Consider the following 25,175-nt stretch of genomic DNA (forward strand, 5'->3'; position numbering starts at 1 on the left):
GTATATCCCCCGAGACATTGACCACATGTAAAGACCGAATAGCTGCTATATTACCGCACTTCCATACGGGCATTTAAAGCTTAGAAAAGCAACGTTAAGCATACAGTCAAAAAGAGGCGCTCCTACAACGGAGCGCCTCAACAGACTCTATGCGAAAGGCCTAGCGGCACCGATTACACGACCTGGAGCATTGACCGAACGCTCGGTCACACCGATCCCCGGCCACGAATCGATAATTCGACCGTTTCCGATATAGATTCCAATATGGCCCTGGTAGTAGACCACATCTCCCCTCTGCATAGCAGAGGTGCTAACTGGCATAAACGTGTTGTTGCGATACCAGTTCATGGAATTGTATGTCTGCTCGGGCAACCAACGATGGTTATAGGGGTTATACCAACCCATATCCATGCCTGTCGCATACAGACATTGCAGTACCAAACCTGAGCAATCAACCGCATCCCCCGGCCAAGAAGACCAAGGCTCGATATAACGCGTTCCGATATATTCACGAGCACGCTGGACGAATGCGTTGATGCAATCCAGTCGCGAAGCATTGTAAGGAATTCGAGAAGGCGTGACATACGTGAAGTAACCGGTGCAATACGAAGGAAGCTGCACGCTATTGCAACTAACCTTTGGATAAGATCCCGGGGTCTGATACCCCATATAACGATAGGTCTCAAAATACGAATCAGACATAGAGCCTGGTGCGGAAGCGCCCCTGGGGACAATCTTTACCTGTAAAGCCTGAACAGGAATGGCAAGCTTTGTGGTGCCCGCCGGTGATCCATTTTTGGTCCAGCCAAGCCATCCGTAATTTGACACATGGACGCGATACCAAACATCAAAGTAATTCGAAACGTCGCCAGTCAAGTTAATCTTAACGGCCTGGATTTGCTGCCCTTGGCCAACAGTTCCCGATGTAGCCCCGTCCGCAACAGCAGACTGCCAACCGATATTGGATACATGGGCAGAATACGAAATGCCGCCACTCATGGAACTATCAGAAAGGGACAGTTGCATTGCCTCCATGGCACGGTTCTGCCCAACCGTTCCAGCAACACCGCCATTGCCAACAGATGCTTGCCAGCCAAGACCGGAGCAATTTGCCTTAGCAGATAGACCGGGAAGCTGGATCAACGCAGCATGATCTTGAACGGGAGCGTCGGACGAACCCTTGGCAACCAACTTAATTTGAATTGCCTCGGCCTGCTTAGACAACCCAACGGTGCCAGCTGCGGCGTCATTTTTAGCCCAACCAAGCCAGCCATAATCCGCCGCATGAACACGGTAGTAAATATCGTATTTTGAAGCGTCTTTGCCAGATAGCCTTAATTTAACCGCCTGAATTGCGAGACCCTTGCCAACAGTGCCAGCGTAGGAAGCACCCGAGACGTATGGTTGCCAACCGATATTCGCAACGTGTGCCGACACTTCGACGGAGGCATCAATACCCTGCGTCGAAACATACAACGCCTGCAGAGAACGAGACATACCTGTCTGACCTGCAGTTTCGCCATTGCCAACGGGAGCCAACCAGCCTGCAGAAGCAACGTGCGCTTGAGAAATAAGACCGATTCCGGACGCCTCGATAAATGCATTGGCAGTGGAGCCAGGCGAAGACTGACCCTTACCTACAAGTACAACATCGATACCGCACAAACCGGAAGAACCACCAGAGACGCCACATGCCTGACCATTTGACGTCCAGCCCGTCCAGCCATTACCGGAATCGTATACTCGATACCAGATGTCATAATTGGCAGCGAGCTGGCCGCTCAGCGACATTTTTATCGCTTTTATGGGTGCACCGGATACCGCCTTGGCAGCACCGCCATCCGATACAGAAGCACCCCAGCCTGAATATGCATCCATAACGGCATAGGAAATTGATCCGTCATCAGTCTGGCCAGCAACGCTTAAGGCAATAGAGCTCAGCAGTTTAGCGCCCTTGCCCCCGATCGTGGCCTTTTGACCAGAAGAGGAGCCAAGACCCTCCCCAGAAACGGCCGATCCGGAAACCGTAACAGCATCTGGATCGCCGATAAAAACCTTGTCCGAAGAGCCGGGAGCTGCTCCGCCTTTCTCCACAAGGATTACCTTAACCGCTTCGATAGCCCTGCCTTTACCGGCAGAACCAGCGGCAGCTCCATTGCAAGCCCAATCAAGCCAGCCTATACCCGAGACATGAGCACAGTACCAAATATCATATTTTTCAGCTGCCTCACCGGTTAGACGAATCTGGACGGCTTCGAGACGCTGGGACTTACCAGTCGTTCCACAGCGCCCCTCAGACCACTGCTGCCAGCCAACATTAGAAACATGGCCACGAAGCTCAATGGAGCCCGAGTGACCATACCAGCCAAGCTGAGCCTCAAGAGCCTCCATGGGAAGGCCCCTACCAGTTGTCCCGGCAACAGATCCGCCACCTACGGGCGACATCCACCCAATATTCGACGTATGTGAGCGAACAGTGATTGAGGCAGGTTCATCGCTACGGCTCTTAAAAGGACAGGTGGTGTCGCCCGGGGCGGGGTCGCCCTTGGGCAGGACCGCGACCTGGACGGCCTGGACGGCGCGGCCGTAGCCCGCCGAGCCGGCGTCGGCGCCGTCGCACGCCCAGCCCAGCCAGCCGAACTCGGCGGAGTGGACGCGGTACCAGACGGTGTAGCGGGCCGACAGCTCCCCGGACAGCCTGACCCTCAGGGCCTCGACGGCGCGGGACTGGCCGGTCGTGCCGGCGGTGCCGCCGTTGCCGACGGCGGGCTGCCAGCCGACGTTGGAGACGTGGGCCTCGACGGACACGGCGTTTGCAATCTGTTCTTGAGAGGTGGCTCCATCCACTTCAAGTGAGATTTTCAGCGCCTCAAGATTCAAGCCCCTACCCGTCGTTCCGGCAACCTTGCCCGAACCAACCGGATCCATCCAGCCAATATTCTGCACATGGGCAGAAACACTAACGTTTTTGACGGTGAGCTGATCGCTAGAGGCAGAGTCAGCGGCAGCGGCTTCGTTAGTCTCCCCCGATAAAACCTGCTGCGCGTCTTGAGGCTCGCAATCTACGGAGCCAGCATCCGATTCTTGCCCCTCAGAGATCGGCTCAACTTGATTGGAAGAAGAGCCTTCAAGATGAAAGCTGCTTGAATCATCAGATCCGTCAATTGAATAATCGGCATATGCAGCAGTCACGGCCCATGATTGACTCATGAACAGCGCAACAACCACAAGTATAGAAACGGACACATCTAAGAGACGCTTCACGATTCCACCTTCCTTCGACTTCGACGGCGCTTATTTTATGACGACCGCCTGAGCTCCTCGTTGCGAGTATAGCGAAGCAATGCGCTGAGCTGAGTTAGAGACATAGCCAGCGAGTGAATCGGCAATGTAAACGGTACCTAGGGAGCGATTAAAGCCTCTTAAGACAACGGTGTGAGAGTTGGTATAGGTTCGATAAACCCTTCCGCCGTAAGCCTGGGTCGCATAGCAACTTCCCAGGTTTTGCATACCTATCGTTGACCAAATAATAACGGGATGTCCAGCTTCCAAGTACGAATAAAGGTCATAGAAACCAGTACCGGTCACATCGTAGGCTCGCAAACTACTGCCACTACTAATCAAGAAAGAATTAGCGGTATTGGTCAGTCCGGGAGCAGATATGCAGTTCCCATTCGAAGCGCTATGAGGATTGCCCCAAAACGCCGTAACAAAATCCCAACTGCTCTTAGGCATATACGCGTCTGCAATGACGGTTTTACCCAAACCAAATCCGTAATAGTTAAGCGCATTGGTCAATGCAACGGACTCGCAGCCAGTCGGAAGCTCGGGGTTCTGCATTGTACAAGGGACGTTGAGAACAACCGAATTCGGATGCAGCGGGCGGTCCCTGTACGCGCCGTCCGTCGGGCCCGGGGCCGCCGAGCCCTTCGCGAGGACGCGGACCTGGAGCGCCTCTACGCGGTAGCCGATGCCGGTCGTGCCGGCGCGGGCCCCGTCGCTGGCCCAGCCGAGCCAGCCGTAGTCCTGCACGTAGGCGCGGTACCACACGTCGTAGTACTCGGAGAGGTCGCCGGTCAGGCGCATCTTCACGCACTCGACCGCCCTGCCCTGGCCGGTGGTGCCCGCCACGGCGCCGCCCGAGACCTCGTCCTGCCAGCCGACGCCGGAGACGTGGGCGCTGTAGGACAGGCCGCCGGAGACCGGCGAGGAGACCTCGGCGGCGATCGCCTCGACGGCGCGGGACTGGCCGGTCGTGCCGGCGGTGCCGCCGTTGCCGACGGCGGGCTGCCAGCCGACGCCGGAGACGTGGGCCCTGAGGCTGAGCGAGGGGACGGAGAGCTCGGCGGGGTCGCCCGTCGAGGGGGCGTCGCCGCCCTTCTCGACGAGGACGGCCTGGAGGGCCTCTGCCTGGACGCCGAGCCCCTCGGTGCCCGCGGCCTCGCCGTCCTTGGCCCAGCCGAGCCAGCCGTAGCCGGCCGCGTGGACGCGGTACCAGACGTCGTAGCGCTCGGAGACGGGGCCGGAGAGGGACACCCTCACGGCCTGCACGGCGCGGCCCTGCCCCACCGTGCCGGCGTAGGAGGGGGCGGAGGCGGCGTCCTGCCAGCCGATGCCGGCCACGTGGGCCGCGACGGAGACGGAGCTCCCCTCGCCCGCCCCCTCGAGGGAGGCGCGCACGGCCTGGAGCGCGAGGCCCCTGCCGGTCGTGCCGACGTCCTCGCCGCCGCCCACCGCGGGCAGCCAGCCGCGCTCGGCGACATGGCCCTGCAGGACGAGCGACGGGCCGGAGGCGGCGCCGGAGACGTAGGCCCCCTCGGCCGGGCCGGGGGCGCCGGAGCCCTTCGCGACGAGGGCGACCTGGACGGCGGTGAGGCCCGACGCGCCGGACTCGACGCCGGAGGGCTCGCCGGCGCTCGCCCAGCCGAGCCAGCCGCGCGCGGAGTCACAGGAGCGGTACCAGACGTCGTAGCGCTCCGCGAGGCCGCCGGACAGCTCGAAGCGGACGGCCTTGAGCTGGAGCCCGCCGCCCGAGGCGCCGAGCTGCGCCCCGTCGGAGCTGGCCTCCCCCTGCCAGCCGGAGCCCAGCAGCAGGCCGCGGTAGCAGACCGACCCGTCGGACTCGAGGTTGTCGACGGTCGCGGCGACGGAGCCCAGCACGGGCCCCCTCTCGGAGCCGAGCGTCAGGACCCCGCCCGAGAACGACGAGCCCGCCGGCGAGCCGGAGACGGAGAGGGACGACCCGGACAGGCGCTCGCCGGCGCCGCGGAAGGCCCCGCCGGCCGGCCCCGGCGCGGCGCCGCCCTTGGGGACGAGCACGACCTGGACGGCCTGGACGGCCTTCGACAGGCCGACCGTGCCCGCGGACGCGCCGCCCTTGGCCCAGCCGAGCCAGCCGTAGTCGGAGCAGTGAACGCGGTACCAGACGTCGTAGGACGAGGCGGCCTCGCCGGAGAGCCTGAACTGGAGCGCCTCGACCGCCAGGGAGCGCCCGGTGGTGCCGGCGGTCCCCGAGGTCCAGCCCTGCCAGCCGACGTTCGAGACGTGGGCCCTCACCTCGAGGGAGGAGGATCCGTGCCCGTACCAGGAGACGGAGCCCGAGAGGGCCTCGAGGGCGCGGCCCTGCCCGGTGGTGCCGGCCACGGCGCCGTCCGAGACGGCGCCCTGCCAGCCGATGCCGGCGACGTGGGCGCGGTAGGAGACCGAGGGGGGCTCGGAGGACCTGTCGACGAAAGGCGTGGAGGTGTCGCCCGGGGCGGGGTCGCCCTTGGGCAGGACCGCGACCTGGACGGCCTGGACGGCGCGGCCGTAGCCCGCCGAGCCGGCGTCGGCGCCGTCGCACGCCCAGCCCAGCCAGCCGAACTCGGCGGAGTGGACGCGGTACCAGACGGTGTAGCGGGCCGACAGCTCCCCGGACAGCCTGACCCTCAGGGCCTCGACGGCGCGGGACTGGCCGGTCGTGCCGGCGGTGCCGCCGTTGCCGACGGCGGGCTGCCAGCCGACGTTGGAGACGTGGGCCTCGACGGACACGGCGTCGGCGCCGAGGGGCTCGCCGGTCGAGGCGTCGGACAGGACGAGGCGCAGCGCCTCGAGGGGGAGCCCCCTGCCGGTCGTGCCGGCGACCCCGCCGCCGGCGACGGCGCCCATCCAGCCGATATTGGAGACGTGGGCCGAGTATGAGAGCGAGACGGGCGCGGCCGCCTCGGACCGGGCGGGCTCCGCCTGGGCGCCGTCGGCCTGCGAGGCCTCGGGCTGGGAGGCGTCGGCCTGCGCGGGCTGGGCGGCGTCGGCCTGGGCGCCGGGGCCCCCGTCGGCGGGCTGGGCCCCGGCGGCCGGGGCCTGCGCGTCGCCCGGGGCGGCGGGGGCGGCGTAGGCCGCGGGCCCGCACAGGGCCAGGGCGGCCGCGACCGCCAGCGCGGCGGCGGCACCGGAAATTCGTTTCGTGGAGCGTCTCATGGAAAATCCCCCTAATCTAGCAACGGTTTCCAAGTCTACTAGATTGGGGGGACGGGAGCCAAGCCGAAGAGGCTATTTAACCAGCAGCTATTTAATCAGACAAACGTGCTGGTTAATTTCAGCCGGGTTCGAATAGTTATAAATGGACGAGATCTGATTAGCGGGCGACGAAGAGTGCCACATCTTATTGTCCCGAGGATTGTCACCCCAGAAAAATCCGATATGACAATCGACGTTAGGAGCAGTCTTGAAGAAAATGACATCGCCCTTTCTTGCCAACCCACTATTCAGTAGATCCTGCACTTTGTTGAACTCATAAACCTTTGAACCGGAATCGATCGCATAGCCGTAAAAACGCCACGCGTTGATATAACCACCTCCACCGGGGCCTCCGGCCCAAGGCGAATGGCTGTTATTTGCAGCAACTGCCGCGAGATTACCGCCGCACTTCGACCACGCATGAGCGACAAAGCCAGTGCAGTTCATACCAGAATATCCATCCCAGCGTCTCTCCCCGTTGGGATAGGTGCAAGTAGGAATAGAGAATCCAGTGGAATATGGAGTCCCGAGGTAGTAACCGTCATATTGATGCTGGGTAAGCCAAGTAACGAGCCTAATCCGCGGAACGCCAATCACCTTCTCGTCGGCTACATCCCTGTACGCGCCGTCCGTCGGGCCCGGGGCCGCCGAGCCCTTCGCGAGGACGCGGACCTGGAGCGCCTCTACGCGGTAGCCGATGCCGGTCGTGCCGGCGCGGGCCCCGTCGCTGGCCCAGCCGAGCCAGCCGTAGTCCTGCACGTAGGCGCGGTACCACACGTCGTAGTACTCGGAGAGGTCGCCGGTCAGGCGCATCTTCACGCACTCGACCGCCCTGCCCTGGCCGGTGGTGCCCGCCACGGCGCCGCCCGAGACCTCGTCCTGCCAGCCGACGCCGGAGACGTGGGCGCTGTAGGACAGGCCGCCGGAGACCGGCGAGGAGACCTCGGCGGCGATCGCCTCGACGGCGCGGGACTGGCCGGTCGTGCCGGCGGTGCCGCCGTTGCCGACGGCGGGCTGCCAGCCGACGCCGGAGACGTGGGCCCTGAGGCTGAGCGAGGGGACGGAGAGCTCGGCGGGGTCGCCCGTCGAGGGGGCGTCGCCGCCCTTCTCGACGAGGACGGCCTGGAGGGCCTCTGCCTGGACGCCGAGCCCCTCGGTGCCCGCGGCCTCGCCGTCCTTGGCCCAGCCGAGCCAGCCGTAGCCGGCCGCGTGGACGCGGTACCAGACGTCGTAGCGCTCGGAGACGGGGCCGGAGAGGGACACCCTCACGGCCTGCACGGCGCGGCCCTGCCCCACCGTGCCGGCGTAGGAGGGGGCGGAGGCGGCGTCCTGCCAGCCGATGCCGGCCACGTGGGCCGCGACGGAGACGGAGCTCCCCTCGCCCGCCCCCTCGAGGGAGGCGCGCACGGCCTGGAGCGCGAGGCCCCTGCCGGTCGTGCCGACGTCCTCGCCGCCGCCCACCGCGGGCAGCCAGCCGCGCTCGGCGACATGGCCCTGCAGGACGAGCGACGGGCCGGAGGCGGCGCCGGAGACGTAGGCCCCCTCGGCCGGGCCGGGGGCGCCGGAGCCCTTCGCGACGAGGGCGACCTGGACGGCGGTGAGGCCCGACGCGCCGGACTCGACGCCGGAGGGCTCGCCGGCGCTCGCCCAGCCGAGCCAGCCGCGCGCGGAGTCACAGGAGCGGTACCAGACGTCGTAGCGCTCCGCGAGGCCGCCGGACAGCTCGAAGCGGACGGCCTTGAGCTGGAGCCCGCCGCCCGAGGCGCCGAGCTGCGCCCCGTCGGAGCTGGCCTCCCCCTGCCAGCCGGAGCCCAGCAGCAGGCCGCGGTAGCAGACCGACCCGTCGGACTCGAGGTTGTCGACGGTCGCGGCGACGGAGCCCAGCACGGGCCCCCTCTCGGAGCCGAGCGTCAGGACCCCGCCCGAGAACGACGAGCCCGCCGGCGAGCCGGAGACGGAGAGGGACGACCCGGACAGGCGCTCGCCGGCGCCGCGGAAGGCCCCGCCGGCCGGCCCCGGCGCGGCGCCGCCCTTGGGGACGAGCACGACCTGGACGGCCTGGACGGCCTTCGACAGGCCGACCGTGCCCGCGGACGCGCCGCCCTTGGCCCAGCCGAGCCAGCCGTAGTCGGAGCAGTGAACGCGGTACCAGACGTCGTAGGACGAGGCGGCCTCGCCGGAGAGCCTGAACTGGAGCGCCTCGACCGCCAGGGAGCGCCCGGTGGTGCCGGCGGTCCCCGAGGTCCAGCCCTGCCAGCCGACGTTCGAGACGTGGGCCCTCACCTCGAGGGAGGAGGATCCGTGCCCGTACCAGGAGACGGAGCCCGAGAGGGCCTCGAGGGCGCGGCCCTGCCCGGTGGTGCCGGCCACGGCGCCGTCCGAGACGGCGCCCTGCCAGCCGATGCCGGCGACGTGGGCGCGGTAGGAGACCGAGGGGGGCTCGGAGGACCTGTCGACGAAAGGCGTGGAGGTGTCGCCCGGGGCGGGGTCGCCCTTGGGCAGGACCGCGACCTGGACGGCCTGGACGGCGCGGCCGTAGCCCGCCGAGCCGGCGTCGGCGCCGTCGCACGCCCAGCCCAGCCAGCCGAACTCGGCGGAGTGGACGCGGTACCAGACGGTGTAGCGGGCCGACAGCTCCCCGGACAGCCTGACCCTCAGGGCCTCGACGGCGCGGGACTGGCCGGTCGTGCCGGCGGTGCCGCCGTTGCCGACGGCGGGCTGCCAGCCGACGTTGGAGACGTGGGCCTCGACGGACACGGCGTCGGCGCCGAGGGGCTCGCCGGTCGAGGCGTCGGACAGGACGAGGCGCAGCGCCTCGAGGGGGAGCCCCCTGCCGGTCGTGCCGGCGACCCCGCCGCCGGCGACGGCGCCCATCCAGCCGATATTGGAGACGTGGGCGGAATAAGAGAGCGAGACGGCCGCGGCCCCATCGGACTGCGCGGCCTCCGCATGGCCCCCGTCGGCCTGGGCGGTTTCGTCCTGGGCGGCCTCATCCTGGGCGCCGGACTCCCCGCCGGCGGGCTGCGCCTCGCCGGGGAGCGGCTGCGTGTCCCCCGCCGCGGCGGGGGCGGCGTAGGCCGCGGGCCCGCACAGGGCCAGGGCGGCCGCGACCGCGAGGACGGCGGCGGCCCCGGAAACTCGTTTCATGGAGCGTTTCATGGAAAATCCCCCTAATCTAGCAACGGTTTAGAGTCTACTAGATTGGGGGGACGCGAGCCAAGCCAGCACAGTTAGCGTCGGCGTGACGTCCTTCGTCTACGGCACAGTTAAACGCATCGAACAACCGAACCGCCTTCTCGGGGCGCGAGGAAGCATCTAAAACAGCGTTGAGAATATCTCCCGCATCACGTCCGTGCGTCTCCGTCGCAGGAACCGACGTGGCCTCGCCGTCAAGAATGCGAATATTGCCACGAGGCACTGATGCCACGACAACCGGCGAATGCGTGGTCACAATAAACTGCACGTTGGGGAAGATGCAAACGAGGTCCTCCAGAATTCGTACCTGCCAACGAGGGTGCAAATGAAGATCAATCTCGTCAATCATTACCACGCCCGGCGTCTCGAGCACACGATCGCCTAGTGCGGGGTTCAATATCGCTATACGATATGCGATGTCCGTAAAAAGGCTTAACGTGCCACGATGTCCGTCGCTCATTGAATGATCCCTATCGCGATGGTAACTACCATCGGCAGTGCTACATGTAAACACCAGCTGGCCGAGTTCGGCATCAAAATCAACCATCGCGTCCACAGTAGAAGAAGCGGCATCAAAACATGAGGCCAGTGCCTTTTTAACCGCAGAGAACAGTGGCGGCCACGCCTATTCTGCCACTCCCAAATGGATTGAGATTTAAACAATGCATTCATACGTGCATCGTTCGAAGATGCCTGTAGAGCGCCTTCGTACCCACGCGTACTGTTGGGCAACGATTGGTCTTTATGTTCAGTCCGCGTCCACAATCGATCGGTCCCATAACGAGCAAGAGTGGGAAGGACAACCGTCTCGCCACTGCCGACAAGTTTTTGCAGCCGAGCGCTGGCATCCACTACAGCCGCAGCATCAGCAATAGGCGTGCGGCCCTTGGCAGCATTAAGCGAACGCGACCAGTGCTCGTTCTCGCCAAAAACAATTCCGTCAGCACCTATCGTCACCGAAAACCGCAACTGAACGTCAAACATATCTCCTTGCTTAATAACGGCACCGCGGGCATCGTCAGGCGTAATATCAGACGCTTTTGCATTCTCAATCTTTTGAAATAAAGTGCCAAGAGCAATGCTTACGACATCAATAAGAGAGCTTTTTCCCACGCCATTATTGCCGATCAGAACCGTAAGTTGACGTTCCAGATTAGCTGAGATGATTCAAGCTTGCGAATGTTGCAGGCTTCGAGCTTGTTAATCAAAAAGTATTATTAAAACCACACAACAGTCTCCTCAAATTGTATATCAACAGGAAAACCGATACGTTTACTACCTTACTTAAAGAACTCTATTCCGATGAAATCAAATCGAGTTGGACGAATATCCCGCTAAGCCGCAACACAGCCGTTTGAGCTCTTCCGAAAATCATCATGCATTGATTAGCGGCCCTTACCGTTGCCTCCACCCAAACGCAACTAAAACCGTTGCAAACGCAATTAGGTATAATTCTTCCAAATCGCCTAGAGAAAGTGTTTGAATGCTGACCGTAATCGTGCCCACCTACAATGCCGAGCCGTATCTTTCTCAGGCTACAGGCAGCCTATTAAGCGAAAAGAATATCGAACTGGAAATCCTCGCCATCAACGACGGATCCACCGACAACTCGCTCGTCATTATGCAAGATTTCGCTGCGCGCGACTCACGCGTTCGAGTGATCAATAAGGCAAACCAGGGTTACGGCGCAACCTGCAATCTGGGCATTCGCGAGGCAAAGGGCGACTGGATTGCCATCCTCGAGCCCGATGACTGGATCGAGCCCGGAATGTACTCCGACACGCTTGCCTTTGCCAAGCGCGAATTTGGCGATCCGAACAAGCTCGATATTATTGAGACCCCGTATTGGATCATTCGCAACCCCGATACCCCCCAAGAGGTCAAACTACATTGCGCATATCGCGGTCGCATCAAACCGCCTCGGCAACCGTTCACCATTCACGACGCTCCACACCTGCTGGCCCATCATCCGTCCATTTGGTCGGCAATCTATCGTCGCGACTTCCTGTTGCAAAACAATATCTGGTTTAAGGAAATCCCCGGTGCGGGCTGGGCAGATAATCCATTCCTTGTCGAAACGCTATGCCAGGCAAAGGCGATCGCTTACTGGCCCAAGCCGTATTACTGCTATCGCGAGGAAACACCCGAAAAGGCGGCCGCTCTGGCCAAGCGTGACCCCTTGATGCCGTTTAATCGCTGGAACGATATGGTCGATATTCTTGAGCGGCTCAACGTCACCGACTCCGCCGTCTGGACACCGCAAATCACACGCGGCTTCACCTATATGGGCATCATGATTGAGCACACCGGAATTGAGGGGCATCCCGAAATCGAGCGGGCGATCCACAGGATGTTCGAACGCATGCCACAAGAGCTGGTATTTGCCAATCCCCGCGTTACCCCTGCGGCCAAAAAGCTCTATGCCGAGTATATGGGCATCGCCAATCCTAAAATCAGCTACAGCGCATACGCCAAGGACCTCGTGGGCGAGGGCTTGTATAACGTATGGAACAAGGGGCCCAAGCAAACTCTAAAAATGATTACATCCCACTTTGGCTCATACAACGCACGCGTTGGAAAATAAACAAATGGGGGCAAAAGCAGAAAGAATCATATCCACCGAAGCGCTGCGTTTGGTCGCGGTCGCCGGCATCGCGGTGTTCCACACCTTTCAGTGGACCTTCCAAGCCGTCTGCGTCGGCGCCGTGGAATATGCCCCACTTGCGATGTTCCCCTATTCCGGCGTACTCGGTTTTATTAACTTGCTTGGCTGCTGGGCCAACGAGGTCTTCTTTATGATCTCGGGCTATTTTCTCATCGCTTCGGCCGCGCGTGCTTGGGACGGTGGAGCAACGTGGAAGTCGCAAATGCAACGGACGGCGCAGCGCCTTGGCAAGGTCATTATGCCCACTGCGTTTTATTGCCTCGTGGCGCTCGCGTGGTCCACGGTCGTCTCACCCATTCCCGATGTTACCCTCAATACGCACTATTGGTACACGCTTGGGCTTGAGTTTATCTGGGTCTATGCCGCCACAGTTTTCATGGCGCCATGGTTTGGACTGGCCAAGAGCCGACTCTCCCAGAAAACCTACACGACGACGGTCATCGCCGTTGGCATCCTCGCATTTGTTGTTAACGGGTATTTGGCCGCCATGAGTACGACAAGCGCCGGCGAGTTTTCTTGGCTCCAGAAGCTCATGAGCGCTGCCACGTACGTAATCGCGTTTTTGATCGGCGGGCTGCTCCGCGACATTACCGACGCCATGGATTCGGACAGGGCGGACGCCTTGGGCATGCGGTCACTCACAGCGGTTTTGGCGCTCGCCACCATCCTGGAAGGAGCACTCTCCTTCACCGGCAACCTCACGGCGATGGCAGTCCTCTCCTACAAATCAACCTCGTTGATCTCGTTTGCCCTCGCTGCCGCCTCCCTGCTCTTTGCGGCGACCCGGCGCAGTGCGTCAGGCAATCCGCGGACTGCAGGCGTCATTGTCACCTTATCGACCGCCACGCTCGGTTTCTATGTGATGCAGTCGCTCACCAGTAGCCTGTGGCGTCCCGTCTTCAATACGTTGCTTGCAAACATACTGGTCAGCGAAAACAGCCCGGCAGCTATATGTATCATCACGGGTACCATCATTAGCATCGTCTTTGCTCTGGCGCTCCTCATCATCGATGCAGCTAGAAGCCTTATCGTTCGCAAGCTCAAACGGCAATAGACACGCTGCCGTCAGACGCCAAAGCCGCTACAGCCGTGGCAGGTTCCTGCGTTTTATTCAAAGCTTGCCGCCAAGGTGCGCCGAGCCTTTACAATAGGACAGTCCCAAGGACGTATTCGATAGCTTCCGCGCTGCACTCACCCGCCGCGCGTGAAAGGATATATTGCCCCATGCCTTCAACCCTTCCCGCTCCCATCGATAAGCTCGCCATTGTCGTCGTTACGTACAAGCGCCAGGAACTCCTGGCCAACTTGTTCGACTCCATGACCGAGCTTACGGCAGCGCCCTGGCGCATCGTGATCGTCGATAACGAGAATTCGCGTGAGACCGAGGCCATGTGCACCGCATTCAACGAGCGCCTGGCCAACCTGTGGGGCATCGACACCGAGCAGCCCGACGCGCAGGGCGGCACCGACCGCGTCATCTACGCCCCGCAGCTCGAAAACGGCGGCGGTGCAGGTGGCTTCTCCGCCGGCACCAAATGCGCCTACGACCTGGGCGCCCAGTGGTTCTGGGTGATGGACGACGACGTGCTCGTCATCCCCGAAGGCATCGAGCGTCTTGCCAAGTGGACCGACCGCTACGATGTTATCCAGGGTTCGCGCCTGGACTTTGACGGCGGCGCCTTCTTTTGGCAATACCAACTCATCCTTTCGCTCGGCATTCCCAACCCTGTCGCCAAGTGGGACTTGGGCCCCGAGGGCTACCGCACCATGAACCAGCTGTGCTTTGAGGGCGGCATGTTCTCGCGCCGCGTGGTCGACAAGATCGGCCTGCCCGATGCGCGATTCTTCATCTACGGCGACGATGCCTGCTATGGCTACGTGGCCAGCCAGCACTTCCCCGCCGCCGTTGTTGCCGACGTGGTGCTCAAGCGCGCCCGCGCCGTCTCTAACTGGGACATCGCCGGCAAGCGCCAGCTCAACTCTACGAGCGACACCAACCGCTACTACATCATGCGCAACCGCGGTTATCTGGCACGCTACATGCAGATCTACGGCGACTACCACCCCGTGCTGTTCCGTCTGGGCAACGCCGCGACCTTCTGCAAGGAATTCATTCGCCTGGCCGCCGTTGACAAGTGCTTTAAGACCGGTATTCCGGCGCTGCGCCGTGGCATGAAGGACGCTCGCAAGATCGTTAAGGATCCCAACTGGAAGCCCATGCCGCCCATGAAGGACGCGGAGTAACGGAAGCCGGAAACACCTCGGCGCTTAGAGCCGCTGGCACACCGTAGCCACATGCTGCCCATCAAAACCGAACCCCCAGCGCATGCGACCCACGCCGGGGCGCGGCACACGGATTTCGTCGATGCCGTCGCGCTCTATGTCGAGTAGCGCCTGCACGGCAAGCAATTCCAGGCCCAGCGCATCCGCGCCGGGGTCATACATCATGTTGATCGTTATCAGCGGACGTTCATCGAGCATACCGATCGTATCGGCTATGTCGGACACAGCGCCCGTAGGAAAAACCTGGATGTCCCAGCGATCCGCGCCACACTTTCGCCTCGAGGCAGGATTGGCATAGCCCGGCAATCCAAAGCAGAGTCCTTGCAAGAGTAGGTGATATGGCAGCGGTGTATCTGGGTCGGTCGCACCGATTCCCGCATCTCCCAAGATGCGGCTTAGCGCCCGCCTCACGGTATCCTCGTTCCCATGGCACAGCCCGTCGCGAAACGCATCGACGTCTCGAATGTCTTCTGCAGCGCACTCAAACCACTCAATAATCACTAGACGCAAGGCCTGGCGAAGCTCGTTATTGGGCAATCGCAAAGCACGGAGGCGATCGCCATGCTCTGGCTCCTCAGTCATATCCGTCGTGAGAAAACCGGACAGATACAGCGCTGTCCACATGCCATCGTCAGACGAGGCCTCTGCCCCTGCAGCGCCCAAACAAAGCGGGACCTCAGCGCACCCATGGGCCTCGAGCAAATCAAACAAGACCGAAAGGCGGTCGAGATTCCACCCGGCAACTACCCTACTCAGGCAATCCGCATACCCATACAGATCGGCGCGCACAGGCGCCGTGCAACCTCGGTCCAGAAACCCGATCACACGCGCTGGACTCGAGCAATAGACCCTACCAAACCGATATCCCTCGAGCCATTCACGCGCATCATCCAGGTATCCCTCGCGCCCAGCATGATTCAACAGAGCCTGGACCTCGGCATCCGAAAAGCCGAACCAACGGTCACACCACGTCGAAAGCGGCGTCGACAGACAATACGAGCAGCCATGCAAAGAAAGCGCCGCTTCGGCAGGGCCGGAATACTCCCCCATCAGACACGTCAGCCGCAACGAATCGCGCGCAGTGGCAATGGCGTCGAACAGCACGCGATCGAATAGCCCTGCCGGATCGGCGCCGGAAGCGTCCCTCGCGCTCGCACGGCCCAACCACGCCGCGTCGTACCCATCAACGAGCAATACAACCTGCTCATCGCAGGCCATCTCCAGCAGCTCAATGAGCACGCCAAGCACCGAGGCGACCTCATCCTCGCTCGCCGCGCCACGCGCAACGCGTTCGATGTGACGCACCTTGTCTCGAGCTAAATCCGGAGCCTCCAAAAGCGCCAGCAGGCGGACGCACTCGCCCGAAAGAGCATCGCGCACGACGTCGGCAATAGCGGCGCCACGCCTCGCAGCGCCAGAAAAGTCCAGCGATATCACCGGATAGCAAGCGTACTCATCCCGATAGCGCCCGCCGTCTGCATCCCAAATCTGAGCATCGGCAAACAAACGCTGACCAGCGCGACTGACCGCTGGACGCTCCAGAAAAGCCCTGAGCATCGACAAGTTCATGCTCTTGCCAAAACCCTCGGGTCGACAGCACACCACAACGGACGCTTCGCAGTCCAACACATCTGCAATAAACATGGTCTTGTCAACCAGCGTGCAACGACCAATGGCATCGGCAAAATCATGCACACCGACCGGCAAAACCGCATCATCGACATGGTTGACAAGCCGTACGCCAAAAGTATCGTCACTGTTGCAATACTCCTGTTCAGACACCGTAACTTCTCCCTAAAACGCAGCACGAAGCCCATTGTAGCGAGCAGTTCAATTGCAACGCTGGATCCGTGCAAAGGCATCGGGCAACGGTAGGAACAAAGGCCTTGAGGGAGCATAACAAATCGTTGTGCAACAAAATGGTGCCCGATGCAACTGCACCGGCCCCCATTGCGAATCTTTAGTTGTCGGGCAACCGAAAGGGACTACTCCTCGGAGTCGTTCTGCCCAGCAGCCTTCTTTTGCTGATCGAGCTTATGCTTGCCACTCACAATAGACGTGGCACCCAGCGTGGCCAAGCTTGCACTGGCAAGGCTCGCCATAACGATAAGGTCGCCCGTCTTGGGCATGTTACCGCCAGATGACTTGGTCGTTGTAGTCGTCGTGGTTGTAGTGGTCACCGTCTTGGAGTCATTTTGCTCTTGGACCTGGTTGTCAGTACCGCTCTTGTCGTCGTCTTCGGGCTGTTTCTTTTCGCCCTCGGTCTTACCCTCGTCCTTCTTCTGAGTGGACTTGTCGTCCTTCTCCTCAGAGCTAGAACCCTTATCAGATTCGGTCTTCTCGGAAGCCTTGTCCTTGGAGTCGCCCTTTGCGGCCTCGGTCTTTTCCGTGGAAACCTGATCAGAGTTGTCCTTGTTCTGGGTCGAGCCATTATTGACTCCAGCCATCAGCGAAGAGCCCAGCGTAGAACCAAGCTGCTCGGAGAAAGAAGGCTTCTTGTCCGGCGAAGCAACGGGAGCGTCCGGCGCCTTATTCGAGTCGTCCTTGGAAGCATCGGAATCAGGGGCTGCGTCAGAGCCGGAGCCGTTGTTAGAGCCGGTGTCAACGGACGAATCGCTCGAGCCGGTAGATGAGTTAGAGGTGTCAGCGCCAGTCGAACCAGAAGCGTCGCTGTCCGTATTGCCGGCAGAGCTTGAAGGCGAATCGCCCGCAGCAGAGCCGTTCAAATTGGAGCCGTTCGGGGTAGAGCCGTCGTTGGTAGTGCCACCAGCAGAGCCATTACCGTCAGCATCGGTCGAGGGCGCATCCATCCTGTCATCGTTGGCGTCGTCACTCGAGTCGTCATTCGAATCAGGTGTCGGCGAGGGCACCGGCGTAGGCTCGGGCTGCACGGGCGTCGCAGCGGCAGCCTCATCCTCGGCGATAAAAACCAAGCAGTCCTTCAGCTCGTTGCGGTAGCGGATCTTCCAGCCCTCATGATACTGGGGCTGACTTGAAAACTTGGTGGCGACATTGTTGACCACGCTATTGGAGAGCACCGTCACAAACTCGCGGTCGGACATATCGTTGGAAAGATTCGCCCAGCGGAAGAAGTCTCTGCAGCCACCGGTACCGCACATGTTGGTGATGCTCCACACCATGCCCTTGACGCAATCGGCGCGGCCGGAGATGTCAATGCCAAGAGCGCTCTTAAGCCACGCCTCGGTCACCGCATAGTACGAGTTGTACGCATAGGCATCTTGAAGTGCTGAGAACTCAACAGGATCGGTGTTATAAGCACCTTGGAAGGCATCCTGCGCGATATGGCCCAGCTCGGTGAGCTGGCCGTTCTCGTACATGGCATTGCTCGTGTTGGAAATCTCGCTGCCGCGATCAATCGCATCCTTGAGCATGCTGTATTTTTCGGGGTTGTAGTTGTAGGCCTGCTTCATAAACGGAATGAGCGACCAACGGCGGTCGAACTGGTAATAGCCCAGCGCGTTGTAGCCGTCACCATACGAAAAGCCCTGGTTATAGTTGCCGTGGCTCTCGTATTTGGTGAAGTACTTCATCTCGGCGGTCACGTTGACAAACGAAACGCCCTGAACCGACCTCAGCACGCCCGAGAAGGATTGCTGGGTGTAAAGGCCCTTATCGATATCGGTGGCATCCGAGGCTACGCCCGGCGTGGGCTCCTCGGCAGCGGCGGGTGCCGGCGCGGAAACGGCGCCAAACGAAAGCGCCAGCGTCAGGCCCGCGACAATCGCGGAATGCTTGGGCTGCATAAGATCCTCCCTGCATTGGTGTAGTTAAAGTTCAGTTTGCAAAGATAAAAATAAGTATTGCAGCTCGCCCGTTGTTACACAACAACCCCTCGGTAAACGGCAACAACCCTCCGCGAAATCTTAAGGAATTAGACAAACTGGTCATCGGGCGCCAACAGAAGCTCGCCGTAACGTTTCGTCAGCCCGTCTCTCAACTGACAGAAAGCGGGAATATAGACGTTCAAGATGCGCTGAATCAAATCTTGAGCGAGCTTGTTGTCGTAGATATGGACGTTCGTATTGCGGTCTCTGAGCATATCCAGCCAGGCTGCCTCATCAATAAAGTCGTAGAATCGGTAGGACTCCTTCAAGATGGCACGAGGAGACCCCGACGCGGCAAGTGTGGCGCCCTCATACTCGAGCAGACGCTTAAGGAGCTTCCAGCTCAGTTCAAATTGAAGATTGAACTTATTAATCAATCCACTCTGAACAAAATCATTGTTGAGATCCTGATTGGGCGCATCCTCAAGATTCGCCAAGGCGCTGGCAAAGTTCTCATATTTTTTCATACAGAATCACACCATCCCTGGCAATTTCATCGAGCAATTGCTGCGATAAGGGCTCATCGAGATTGACGACATCTACATCTAAAAGAGTATCAAGATGTTCCTCGATCAAATATGACAACCGGCCGAAATCCCGGCAACCTGCTACGGCGATGTCAATATCGCTCTTAGGCAAGTTGTCACCTCGAGCGCGGGAGCCAAACAGCACAACCTTCTCGGCGTCACATTCCCGAGCAAAAACTTCAATTTGCTTATACACCTTGTCGAGAGATGCCATTTGCAGCCCTACAGCTTAATGTCGAAGTTGATTTCGGGGACGGCGGCCAGGTCGGCCAACGTCACGCCGTCGACATAGTTCTCGATGACCTTGTCAAGGCCACGCCAGAACTTGACGGTGGAACACAAGTCACTGCGGGCGCAGCTGTTGTCGATGCCATCGCACGCCACCGGAGCCGTGCTGCCCTCAACGGCACGCAAGATGTCGCCGGCACGCACCTCGGCCGGGTCCTTGGCCATCATGTAGCCGCCGCCCTTGCCACGCACGCTCTTAAGCAGGTCCGCCTTCATAAGCGGACGCACCAGCTGCTCCAAATACTTTTGCGAGATATGCTCGCGGTCGGCAACCTCGCGCAAGGCAATCTTGCCCTCGGCGTCGCCCAGCGCCGCGATATAGATCATCAGTCGGAGGGCATAGCGGCCCTTGGAAGAAATGAGCATACCTACCCTCCCATCGCATCTGGGACAACATAACCAGGTTTGTTTGTCCCAAATTTAAAGTAAGTGGGACAAACACAACAGGTTATTTTGTCCCAGAATTTGAAAAGTCGAGTGGATTAGTCGGGTTTTCCCTTGACTAACGCCGAACCCATAGTAACTTTATTCCGAGAAGATTCCTAGGGTTTAGTACACCTATGAGTACACCATATACAGAGAGGGACAGCATGAGCGCAAATCCGCTGCTTTCCATCGAAGGTCTGACCGCCTCCGTGGACGAAAAGACCATCCTCCACAACGTCAACCTCAACGTCGCCGCCGGCGAGACCCACGTTCTGATGGGACCCAACGGCGCCGGCAAGTCCACCCTCGGCCACCTGGTCATGGGCGACCCCGTTTACACGGTCAACAACGGCCGCATCGTCTTTGACGGCCAGGACATCACCGAGCTCACCACCGACAAGCGCTCGCGCGCCGGCCTGTTCCTGAGCTTCCAGGCCCCGGTCGAGATTCCGGGCGTGCCGCTGTCGAGCTTTTTGCGCGCCAGCATCGCCGGCCGCCCCGGCCTGGAGATGAAGGGCAAGGAGTTCCGCCGTCGCGTAAAGGAGCTCGCGGCCGAGCTCAACATGGATACCGCCTACCTCAACCGCGAGCTGGGCGTGGGCTTCTCGGGCGGCGAGAAGAAGAAGGTCGAAATGCTCCAACTTCTGCTGCTGCAGCCCAAACTCGCCATCCTGGACGAAACCGACTCCGGCCTGGACGTCGACGCGCTTTCCACCGTCAGCCACGGCATGGACGCGTACCGCAAGAGCTGCGACGGCTCCATGCTCATCATCACGCACAACACACGCATCTTGGAGCACCTGAATGTCGACCGCGTCCACGTTATGGTCAAGGGCCACATCGTGCGCGAGGACGACGCTTCGCTCATCCCCTGGATCGACAAGAACGGTTTTGAGACCTTCGAGCGCGAGGCCGCCGAGCAGCGCGCCCAGGCCGAGGCCGCCGCTGCCGAGCAGCAGGCGTAAAGGGGCGACGCAATGACCAAGAACCGCACCGAGGTCGCGGACATCGACCGCAGCCTCTACGACTTCACCTATGGCGAGGAGGGATTCGAGCGCCTCGACGCCGGCATCACGCCCGACATCGTGCGCGAGATTAGCGCCAAAAAGGACGAGCCGCAGTGGATGCTCGACCTGCGCTTAAAGTCCCTCGAGATCTTCAACCGTTTTCCCGACCCGACGTGGGGCCCCTCCATCGAGGGCCTGGACATGGACAACATCGTCACCTACGTCAAGCCCAACACCGACCAAAAGCACGACTGGGAGTCGGTGCCCGACGACATCAAAAACACCTTTGAGCGCCTGGGCATCCCCGAGGCCGAGCGCAGCTACCTGGCGGGCGTCGGCGCGCAGTACGACTCTGAGCTGGTCTACCACAACATGCAGGACACCGCGTCCAAGATGGGCATCGTCTACTCTGGCATCGAGGAGGCCCTGCACGACCCGCAGTGGGAGCCGCTCATCCACGAGAAGTTTATGACGCTCATCCCGCCCACCGACCACAAGTTTGCGGCCCTGCACGGCGCCGTGTGGTCGGGCGGCTCGTTTGTCTACGTGCCCAAGGGCACCAAGCTCGATTTTCCGCTGCAGAGCTACTTCCGTCTTAACGCCAAGGGCGCCGGTCAGTTTGAGCACACGCTCATCATCGTCGAAGACGATGCCGATCTGCACTTCATTGAGGGTTGCTCCGCGCCTAAGTACAACGTGGCAAACCTCCACGCCGGCGCCGTCGAGCTCTTTGTGGGCAAGCGCGCGCACCTGCGTTACTCGACCATCGAGAACTGGTCCAAGAACATGTACAACCTCAACACCAAGCGTGCACGCGTGGACGAGGACGGCGACATCGAGTGGATCAGTGGCTCCTTCGGCAGCCACGTGGGCTACCTCTACCCCATGAGCGTGCTCAACGGCCGCCGCGCCCGTTCGAGCTTTACCGGCATCACCTTTGCCGGCGCCGGCCAGAACCTCGACACCGGCTGCAAGGTCGTGCTCAACGCGCCCGAGACCTCGGCGACCGTCGAGACCAAGGGCATCTCCAAGAGCGGCGGCATCCAGACCTTCCGCAGCTCCATCGTGGCCACGCCCAAGGCCGAGGGCTCCAAGGCAACCGTGAGCTGCCAGTCGCTGATGCTCGACGACCAGAGCCGCTCCGACACCATCCCCGCCATGGACATCCGCGCCAAGAACGTCGACATCGGCCACGAGGCCACCATCGGCCGCATCGGCGATGACAAGGTGTTCTACCTGATGAGCCGCGGTATCTCGGAGGAAGAGGCACGCACCATGATCGTCAACGGCTTTGCCAACCCGGTCTCCAAGGAGCTGCCGCTTGAGTACGCCGTCGAGATGAACAACCTGATCAAGCTCGAGATGGAAGGAGCGATCGGATAATGAAACAGACCACGAACACCGCTGCTACCACGCTTGAGCAGGTCAACGCGATGCCCGCAGCAACCTGGGGCTGGTTGAAAATGAACCAGACCAAGCTCGAGCTTTCCGACGAGCTTGCCGCCGCTCCTGCCGAGGCCGTTGAGGTCGAGGACCTGGAGGAGCAGTTCCTCGGCGCGGACGACGCGTTCGACACCGCTATGGATGCCATGGCCGAGCGCTTCCCCGAGCGCCGTGCCTCTGCCCCAGGTGATGCCGCCGATCGCGCCCGCATCACGCCCGAGACCGAGCTCGACGTGCCCGCCACCTCCGTCTACCAGGCCGGCGCCATCAAGCTGGAGGAGGAGCTCTCCCCCGCCGAGGCTTTCGAGACCGGCATGGGCGAGGCCGCCTACACTTATCTGACCGACCACGCAACCAAGCGCATCGTCATCGATGTGTCCGCATACAAGCACGCCACGGTTATCGTGCGTGTTAGCGGTGTCGATGCCGCCGCGGCCATCGCCGCCATCGACGTCGTCGCCCGTCCGCAGGCAACGCTCGACCTGCAGATCGCCCTGGACTCCCCCGTTGCCGGCGAGGGCGTCGTGGGATCCGTGCTGCGCGTGTGCGCCCACGAGTACGCCACCGTCAACGTGGCCTGCACGCAGACGCTCGACGACAGCTGGATCGCACTCGACGACACCGGCCTGTTCCTGGACGAGGGCGCGCGCATCAACGTGCAGCACACCGTCCTGGGTGCCGGTGCCAGCGCCACCGGCCTTGCCGGCGACCTGCTGGGCGATACCGCCAAGGTCACCATCGATACTGACTACCTGGGCGCCCGCGAGCAGGTGCGCGACTTTAACTACGAGCTGCGCCACCGCGGTCGCAAGACCGAGTGCGAGATCGACGCCAACGGCGTACTGACCGGCACGTCCAAGAAGGTCTACCGCGGCACCATCGACCTCGTGCACGGCTGCAAGGGTGCAACCGGCACTGAGCACGAGACGGTGCTTTTAGCCAACAAGGGCGTCGACAACAAGACCGTTCCCGTCATTCTCTGCGACGAGGACGACGTAGCCGGCAACCACGGCGCCACCATCGGTCACGTCCGCGACGAGCAGCTGTTCTACCTCGCCTGCCGCGGCCTTGACCAAAACGCCGCCGAGGACCTGTTCATCCGCGCCAAGCTGGAGGACGCCGCGCTTTCCGCCACCGACGAGCGCACTCGCGCAGCCGTCGTCCGCCTGGGCAACAACCTGATCGACAACTTTGAAGAGGAGCTCGCATGATCGACACCGAGCACGTTAAATGCGATACCTGTACCGCACCGGAGCCTATGGAGCTCGACGCCAGCGACGAGGCCTCGCGCGGCTGGCCTACCGTCGACATCGAGACCAATCCCTACAAGGCACAGTTCCCGCTGTTCCAGCAGCACCCCGAGATTGCCTTCCTCGATAGTGCCGCCACCGCGCAGCGCCCTGCCTGTGTGCTCGACGCCGAGCGTGACTTCTATCAGCGCATGAACGCCAACCCCCTGCGCGGCCTGTACTCGCTGTCCGTCGAGGCCACCGACGCCATCGCGAAGGTCCGCCAGCAGATCGCCGACCTCATCGGCGCCGCCCAGGCCAACGAGGTCGTCTTCACCCGCAACACGAGCGAGTCGCTCAACCTGATCGCCAAGAGCTTTGCACCCACGGTGCTCGAGCCCGGTGACGAGGTCGTCATCACCATCATGGAGCACCACTCCAACCTGATTCCGTGGCAGCAGGTCTGCCGCGAGACCGGCGCCAAGCTCGTCTACCTCTACCCCACCAAGACCGGCCAGCTCACCACCGAGGAGGTTCTTGCCAAGGTGGGCCCCAAGACCAAGATCCTGGCCGTGGGACAGGTCTCCAACGTGCTGGGCGTCGAGAACCCGGTCAAGAACCTCGGCAAGCTCGTGCACAAGTACGGCGGCTATCTGGTCGTCGACGGCGCACAGTCGCTGCCGCACATGCCGGTCGATGTGGCCGACCTGGGCGCCGACTTCTTCGCCTTTAGCGCGCACAAGGCCATGGGCCCCATGGGCATCGGCGTGCTGTGGGGCAAGATGGACCTGCTCAACGCCATGCCGCCCATGCTCACCGGCGGCGAGATGATCGACTCTGTCACCGAGCAGGACGCCGTCTGGGCGCCCGTCCCCGAGAAGTTCGAGGCCGGCACGCAGGACGCCGCCGGCATCTTCGCCACGGGTGCGGCACTCGACTACCTGGTCAACACGGTGGGCTACGAGAACATCCAGGCACGCGAGCAGGCACTCGTCCACTACCTGATGGGTGAGCTCATGCAGCTCGACTTTGTCCAGATCATCGGTTCCATCTACTGGGACAACCACCACGGCGTTGTGAGCTTTAACGTCAAGGGCATCCACCCGCACGACGTCGCGAGCATCATGGACATGGACGGCGTCTGCATCCGCGCCGGCCACCACTGCGCGCAGCCGCTGCTCACCTGGCTGGGCGTCGAGAACCTTGCCTGCTGCCGCGCCAGCGTGGCCTTCTACAACGACAAGGCCGACATCGACAAGTTCATCGCCGGCCTGCATCACGTTTGGAGCACGTTCAATGGGTAATTTGTACACCTCCACCACGTTTATGGAGCACAACTCGCACCCCGACTATAAGTACGAGATGGATGCTCCCACGCACGAGCACGACGGTATCAACCCCAGCTGCGGAGACGAGCTCACCTTGCAGCTGCGCGTCGAGAACAACGTGATCGAGGAGGCCTCCTTTACCGGCCACGGCTGTGCCATCAGCCAGGCCAGTGCCGACATCATGGCCGACCTCATCACCGGCGAGACCGTCGAGGAGGCACGTCGCTTGGCGGGACTCTTCCTCGCCATGATCCGCGGCGAGAAGCTCTCCGAGGACGACCTGGAAGACCTGGACGAAGCCGCCCAGCTCCAGGACATCTCGCACATGCCCGCCCGCGTCAAATGCGCCGAGCTCGCCTGGCGCACCCTCGACGGCATGCTCGAGGGGCAAAATAATCAGTAATATTTGTCTCAAATCTGAAGAATTCTGTTGGCCGAATCGCT

The 25,175-nt window shown here is 61.4% G+C and carries 18 protein-coding genes; 8 read left to right on the forward strand and 10 right to left on the reverse strand.

Annotation, left to right across the window (positions count from 1 at the left end; all coding sequences use genetic code 11):
- Positions 1 to 147: 147 nt before the first annotated feature.
- The 5 genes from OIL88_07625 to OIL88_07645 form a co-directional block, all read right to left on the reverse strand.
- Positions 148 to 3,264, reverse strand: coding sequence for an NlpC/P60 family protein (locus tag OIL88_07625; GenBank protein ID HJI72228.1), 3,117 nt, complete (start codon positions 3,262 to 3,264; stop codon positions 148 to 150).
- 30 nt (positions 3,265 to 3,294) lie between these two features.
- A complete protein-coding gene (locus OIL88_07630; protein ID HJI72229.1) occupies positions 3,295 to 6,456 on the reverse strand; it encodes a C39 family peptidase in 3,162 nt (1,053 codons plus the stop codon).
- An 87-nt stretch (positions 6,457 to 6,543) separates the two neighbouring features.
- Positions 6,544 to 9,654 (reverse strand): hypothetical protein, encoded by a 3,111-nt coding sequence (locus OIL88_07635; GenBank protein HJI72230.1) that lies wholly within the window; start codon positions 9,652 to 9,654, stop codon positions 6,544 to 6,546.
- 37 nt (positions 9,655 to 9,691) lie between these two features.
- Entirely contained in the window at positions 9,692 to 10,150 is a 459-nt protein-coding gene (locus OIL88_07640; GenBank protein ID HJI72231.1) for an AAA family ATPase, read from the reverse strand.
- Positions 10,147 to 10,842, reverse strand: coding sequence for an AAA family ATPase (locus OIL88_07645; GenBank protein ID HJI72232.1), 696 nt, complete (start codon positions 10,840 to 10,842; stop codon positions 10,147 to 10,149). Before OIL88_07645 ends, OIL88_07640 begins: the two co-directional genes overlap by 4 nt.
- 331 nt (positions 10,843 to 11,173) lie before the next feature.
- Here OIL88_07645 and OIL88_07650 point away from each other — a divergent pair, with 331 nt between their 5' ends.
- The 3 genes from OIL88_07650 to OIL88_07660 all read left to right on the forward strand — a co-directional run bounded on the left by OIL88_07650 (position 11,174) and on the right by OIL88_07660 (position 14,599).
- Positions 11,174 to 12,274 carry a glycosyltransferase gene (locus OIL88_07650; GenBank protein HJI72233.1) on the forward strand — a complete coding sequence of 367 codons (1,101 nt, stop codon included), beginning with the start codon at positions 11,174 to 11,176 and terminating at the stop codon, positions 12,272 to 12,274.
- Positions 12,275 to 12,278: 4 nt separating this feature from the next.
- Entirely contained in the window at positions 12,279 to 13,409 is a 1,131-nt protein-coding gene (locus OIL88_07655; GenBank protein HJI72234.1) for an acyltransferase, read from the forward strand.
- Positions 13,410 to 13,579: 170 nt separating this feature from the next.
- On the forward strand, positions 13,580 to 14,599 hold the full coding sequence (locus tag OIL88_07660) for a glycosyltransferase (GenBank protein ID HJI72235.1): 1,020 nt from the start codon (positions 13,580 to 13,582) through the stop codon (positions 14,597 to 14,599).
- Positions 14,600 to 14,623: 24 nt separating this feature from the next.
- Here the strand turns inward: OIL88_07660 and OIL88_07665 are convergent, their stop codons facing one another.
- The 5 genes from OIL88_07665 to OIL88_07685 all read right to left on the reverse strand — a co-directional run bounded on the left by OIL88_07665 (position 14,624) and on the right by OIL88_07685 (position 19,664).
- A complete protein-coding gene (locus OIL88_07665) occupies positions 14,624 to 16,420 on the reverse strand; it encodes an AAA family ATPase (GenBank protein HJI72236.1) in 1,797 nt (598 codons plus the stop codon).
- Positions 16,421 to 16,623: 203 nt separating this feature from the next.
- A complete protein-coding gene (locus tag OIL88_07670) occupies positions 16,624 to 18,402 on the reverse strand; it encodes a hypothetical protein (protein ID HJI72237.1) in 1,779 nt (592 codons plus the stop codon).
- A 128-nt stretch (positions 18,403 to 18,530) separates the two neighbouring features.
- On the reverse strand, positions 18,531 to 18,950 hold the full coding sequence (locus tag OIL88_07675; protein ID HJI72238.1) for an HI0074 family nucleotidyltransferase substrate-binding subunit: 420 nt from the start codon (positions 18,948 to 18,950) through the stop codon (positions 18,531 to 18,533).
- On the reverse strand, positions 18,937 to 19,224 hold the full coding sequence (locus OIL88_07680; protein HJI72239.1) for a nucleotidyltransferase domain-containing protein: 288 nt from the start codon (positions 19,222 to 19,224) through the stop codon (positions 18,937 to 18,939). The genes OIL88_07675 and OIL88_07680 overlap by 14 nt, the downstream gene beginning before the upstream one ends.
- A gap of 8 nt (positions 19,225 to 19,232) precedes the next feature.
- Positions 19,233 to 19,664 carry an Rrf2 family transcriptional regulator gene (locus OIL88_07685; GenBank protein HJI72240.1) on the reverse strand — a complete coding sequence of 144 codons (432 nt, stop codon included), beginning with the start codon at positions 19,662 to 19,664 and terminating at the stop codon, positions 19,233 to 19,235.
- 224 nt (positions 19,665 to 19,888) lie between these two features.
- Here OIL88_07685 and sufC point away from each other — a divergent pair, with 224 nt between their 5' ends.
- Genes sufC through OIL88_07710 form a run of 5 tightly spaced genes read left to right on the forward strand, consistent with a single transcriptional unit; the run spans position 19,889 to position 25,134 of the window.
- Positions 19,889 to 20,689 carry a Fe-S cluster assembly ATPase SufC gene (gene sufC / locus OIL88_07690; GenBank protein ID HJI72241.1) on the forward strand — a complete coding sequence of 267 codons (801 nt, stop codon included), beginning with the start codon at positions 19,889 to 19,891 and terminating at the stop codon, positions 20,687 to 20,689.
- A gap of 12 nt (positions 20,690 to 20,701) precedes the next feature.
- Positions 20,702 to 22,114 (forward strand): Fe-S cluster assembly protein SufB, encoded by a 1,413-nt coding sequence (gene sufB, locus OIL88_07695; protein ID HJI72242.1) that lies wholly within the window; start codon positions 20,702 to 20,704, stop codon positions 22,112 to 22,114.
- Positions 22,114 to 23,385: a SufD family Fe-S cluster assembly protein gene (locus OIL88_07700; GenBank protein ID HJI72243.1), complete on the forward strand. Its 1,272-nt coding sequence runs from the start codon at positions 22,114 to 22,116 to the stop codon at positions 23,383 to 23,385. The genes sufB and OIL88_07700 overlap by 1 nt, the downstream gene beginning before the upstream one ends.
- The gene (locus OIL88_07705) at positions 23,382 to 24,707 is read left to right on the forward strand and encodes a SufS family cysteine desulfurase (GenBank protein HJI72244.1); all 1,326 of its coding nucleotides are present in this window, start codon (positions 23,382 to 23,384) and stop codon (positions 24,705 to 24,707) included. The genes OIL88_07700 and OIL88_07705 overlap by 4 nt, the downstream gene beginning before the upstream one ends.
- Complete coding sequence (locus OIL88_07710) at positions 24,700 to 25,134, forward strand: SUF system NifU family Fe-S cluster assembly protein (protein HJI72245.1); 435 nt, start codon at positions 24,700 to 24,702, stop codon at positions 25,132 to 25,134. The genes OIL88_07705 and OIL88_07710 overlap by 8 nt, the downstream gene beginning before the upstream one ends.
- The last annotated feature ends 41 nt before the right edge of the window (positions 25,135 to 25,175 follow it).

It is taken from the genome of Coriobacteriaceae bacterium, assembly GCA_025992855.1.
In the GTDB taxonomy this organism is placed as follows: domain Bacteria; phylum Actinomycetota; class Coriobacteriia; order Coriobacteriales; family Coriobacteriaceae; genus Collinsella.

Excerpts from the sequence above, each read along its gene's own strand:
- OIL88_07630 (HJI72229.1), bottom strand. The coding sequence starts at position 6,456 with ATGAGACGCTCCACGAAACGAATTTCCGGTGCCGCCGCCGCGCTGGCG.
- OIL88_07635 (HJI72230.1), bottom strand. The coding sequence starts at position 9,654 with ATGAAACGCTCCATGAAACGAGTTTCCGGGGCCGCCGCCGTCCTCGCG.
- OIL88_07640 (HJI72231.1), bottom strand. The coding sequence starts at position 10,150 with ATGAGCGACGGACATCGTGGCACGTTAAGCCTTTTTACGGACATCGCA.
- OIL88_07650 (HJI72233.1), top strand. The coding sequence starts at position 11,174 with ATGCTGACCGTAATCGTGCCCACCTACAATGCCGAGCCGTATCTTTCT.
- OIL88_07655 (HJI72234.1), top strand. The coding sequence starts at position 12,279 with ATGGGGGCAAAAGCAGAAAGAATCATATCCACCGAAGCGCTGCGTTTG.
- OIL88_07660 (HJI72235.1), top strand. The coding sequence starts at position 13,580 with ATGCCTTCAACCCTTCCCGCTCCCATCGATAAGCTCGCCATTGTCGTC.
- OIL88_07670 (HJI72237.1), bottom strand. The coding sequence starts at position 18,402 with ATGCAGCCCAAGCATTCCGCGATTGTCGCGGGCCTGACGCTGGCGCTT.
- OIL88_07675 (HJI72238.1), bottom strand. The coding sequence starts at position 18,950 with ATGAAAAAATATGAGAACTTTGCCAGCGCCTTGGCGAATCTTGAGGAT.
- OIL88_07680 (HJI72239.1), bottom strand. The coding sequence starts at position 19,224 with ATGGCATCTCTCGACAAGGTGTATAAGCAAATTGAAGTTTTTGCTCGG.
- OIL88_07685 (HJI72240.1), bottom strand. The coding sequence starts at position 19,664 with ATGCTCATTTCTTCCAAGGGCCGCTATGCCCTCCGACTGATGATCTAT.
- sufC (HJI72241.1), top strand. The coding sequence starts at position 19,889 with ATGAGCGCAAATCCGCTGCTTTCCATCGAAGGTCTGACCGCCTCCGTG.
- sufB (HJI72242.1), top strand. The coding sequence starts at position 20,702 with ATGACCAAGAACCGCACCGAGGTCGCGGACATCGACCGCAGCCTCTAC.
- OIL88_07700 (HJI72243.1), top strand. The coding sequence starts at position 22,114 with ATGAAACAGACCACGAACACCGCTGCTACCACGCTTGAGCAGGTCAAC.
- OIL88_07705 (HJI72244.1), top strand. The coding sequence starts at position 23,382 with ATGATCGACACCGAGCACGTTAAATGCGATACCTGTACCGCACCGGAG.
- OIL88_07710 (HJI72245.1), top strand. The coding sequence starts at position 24,700 with ATGGGTAATTTGTACACCTCCACCACGTTTATGGAGCACAACTCGCAC.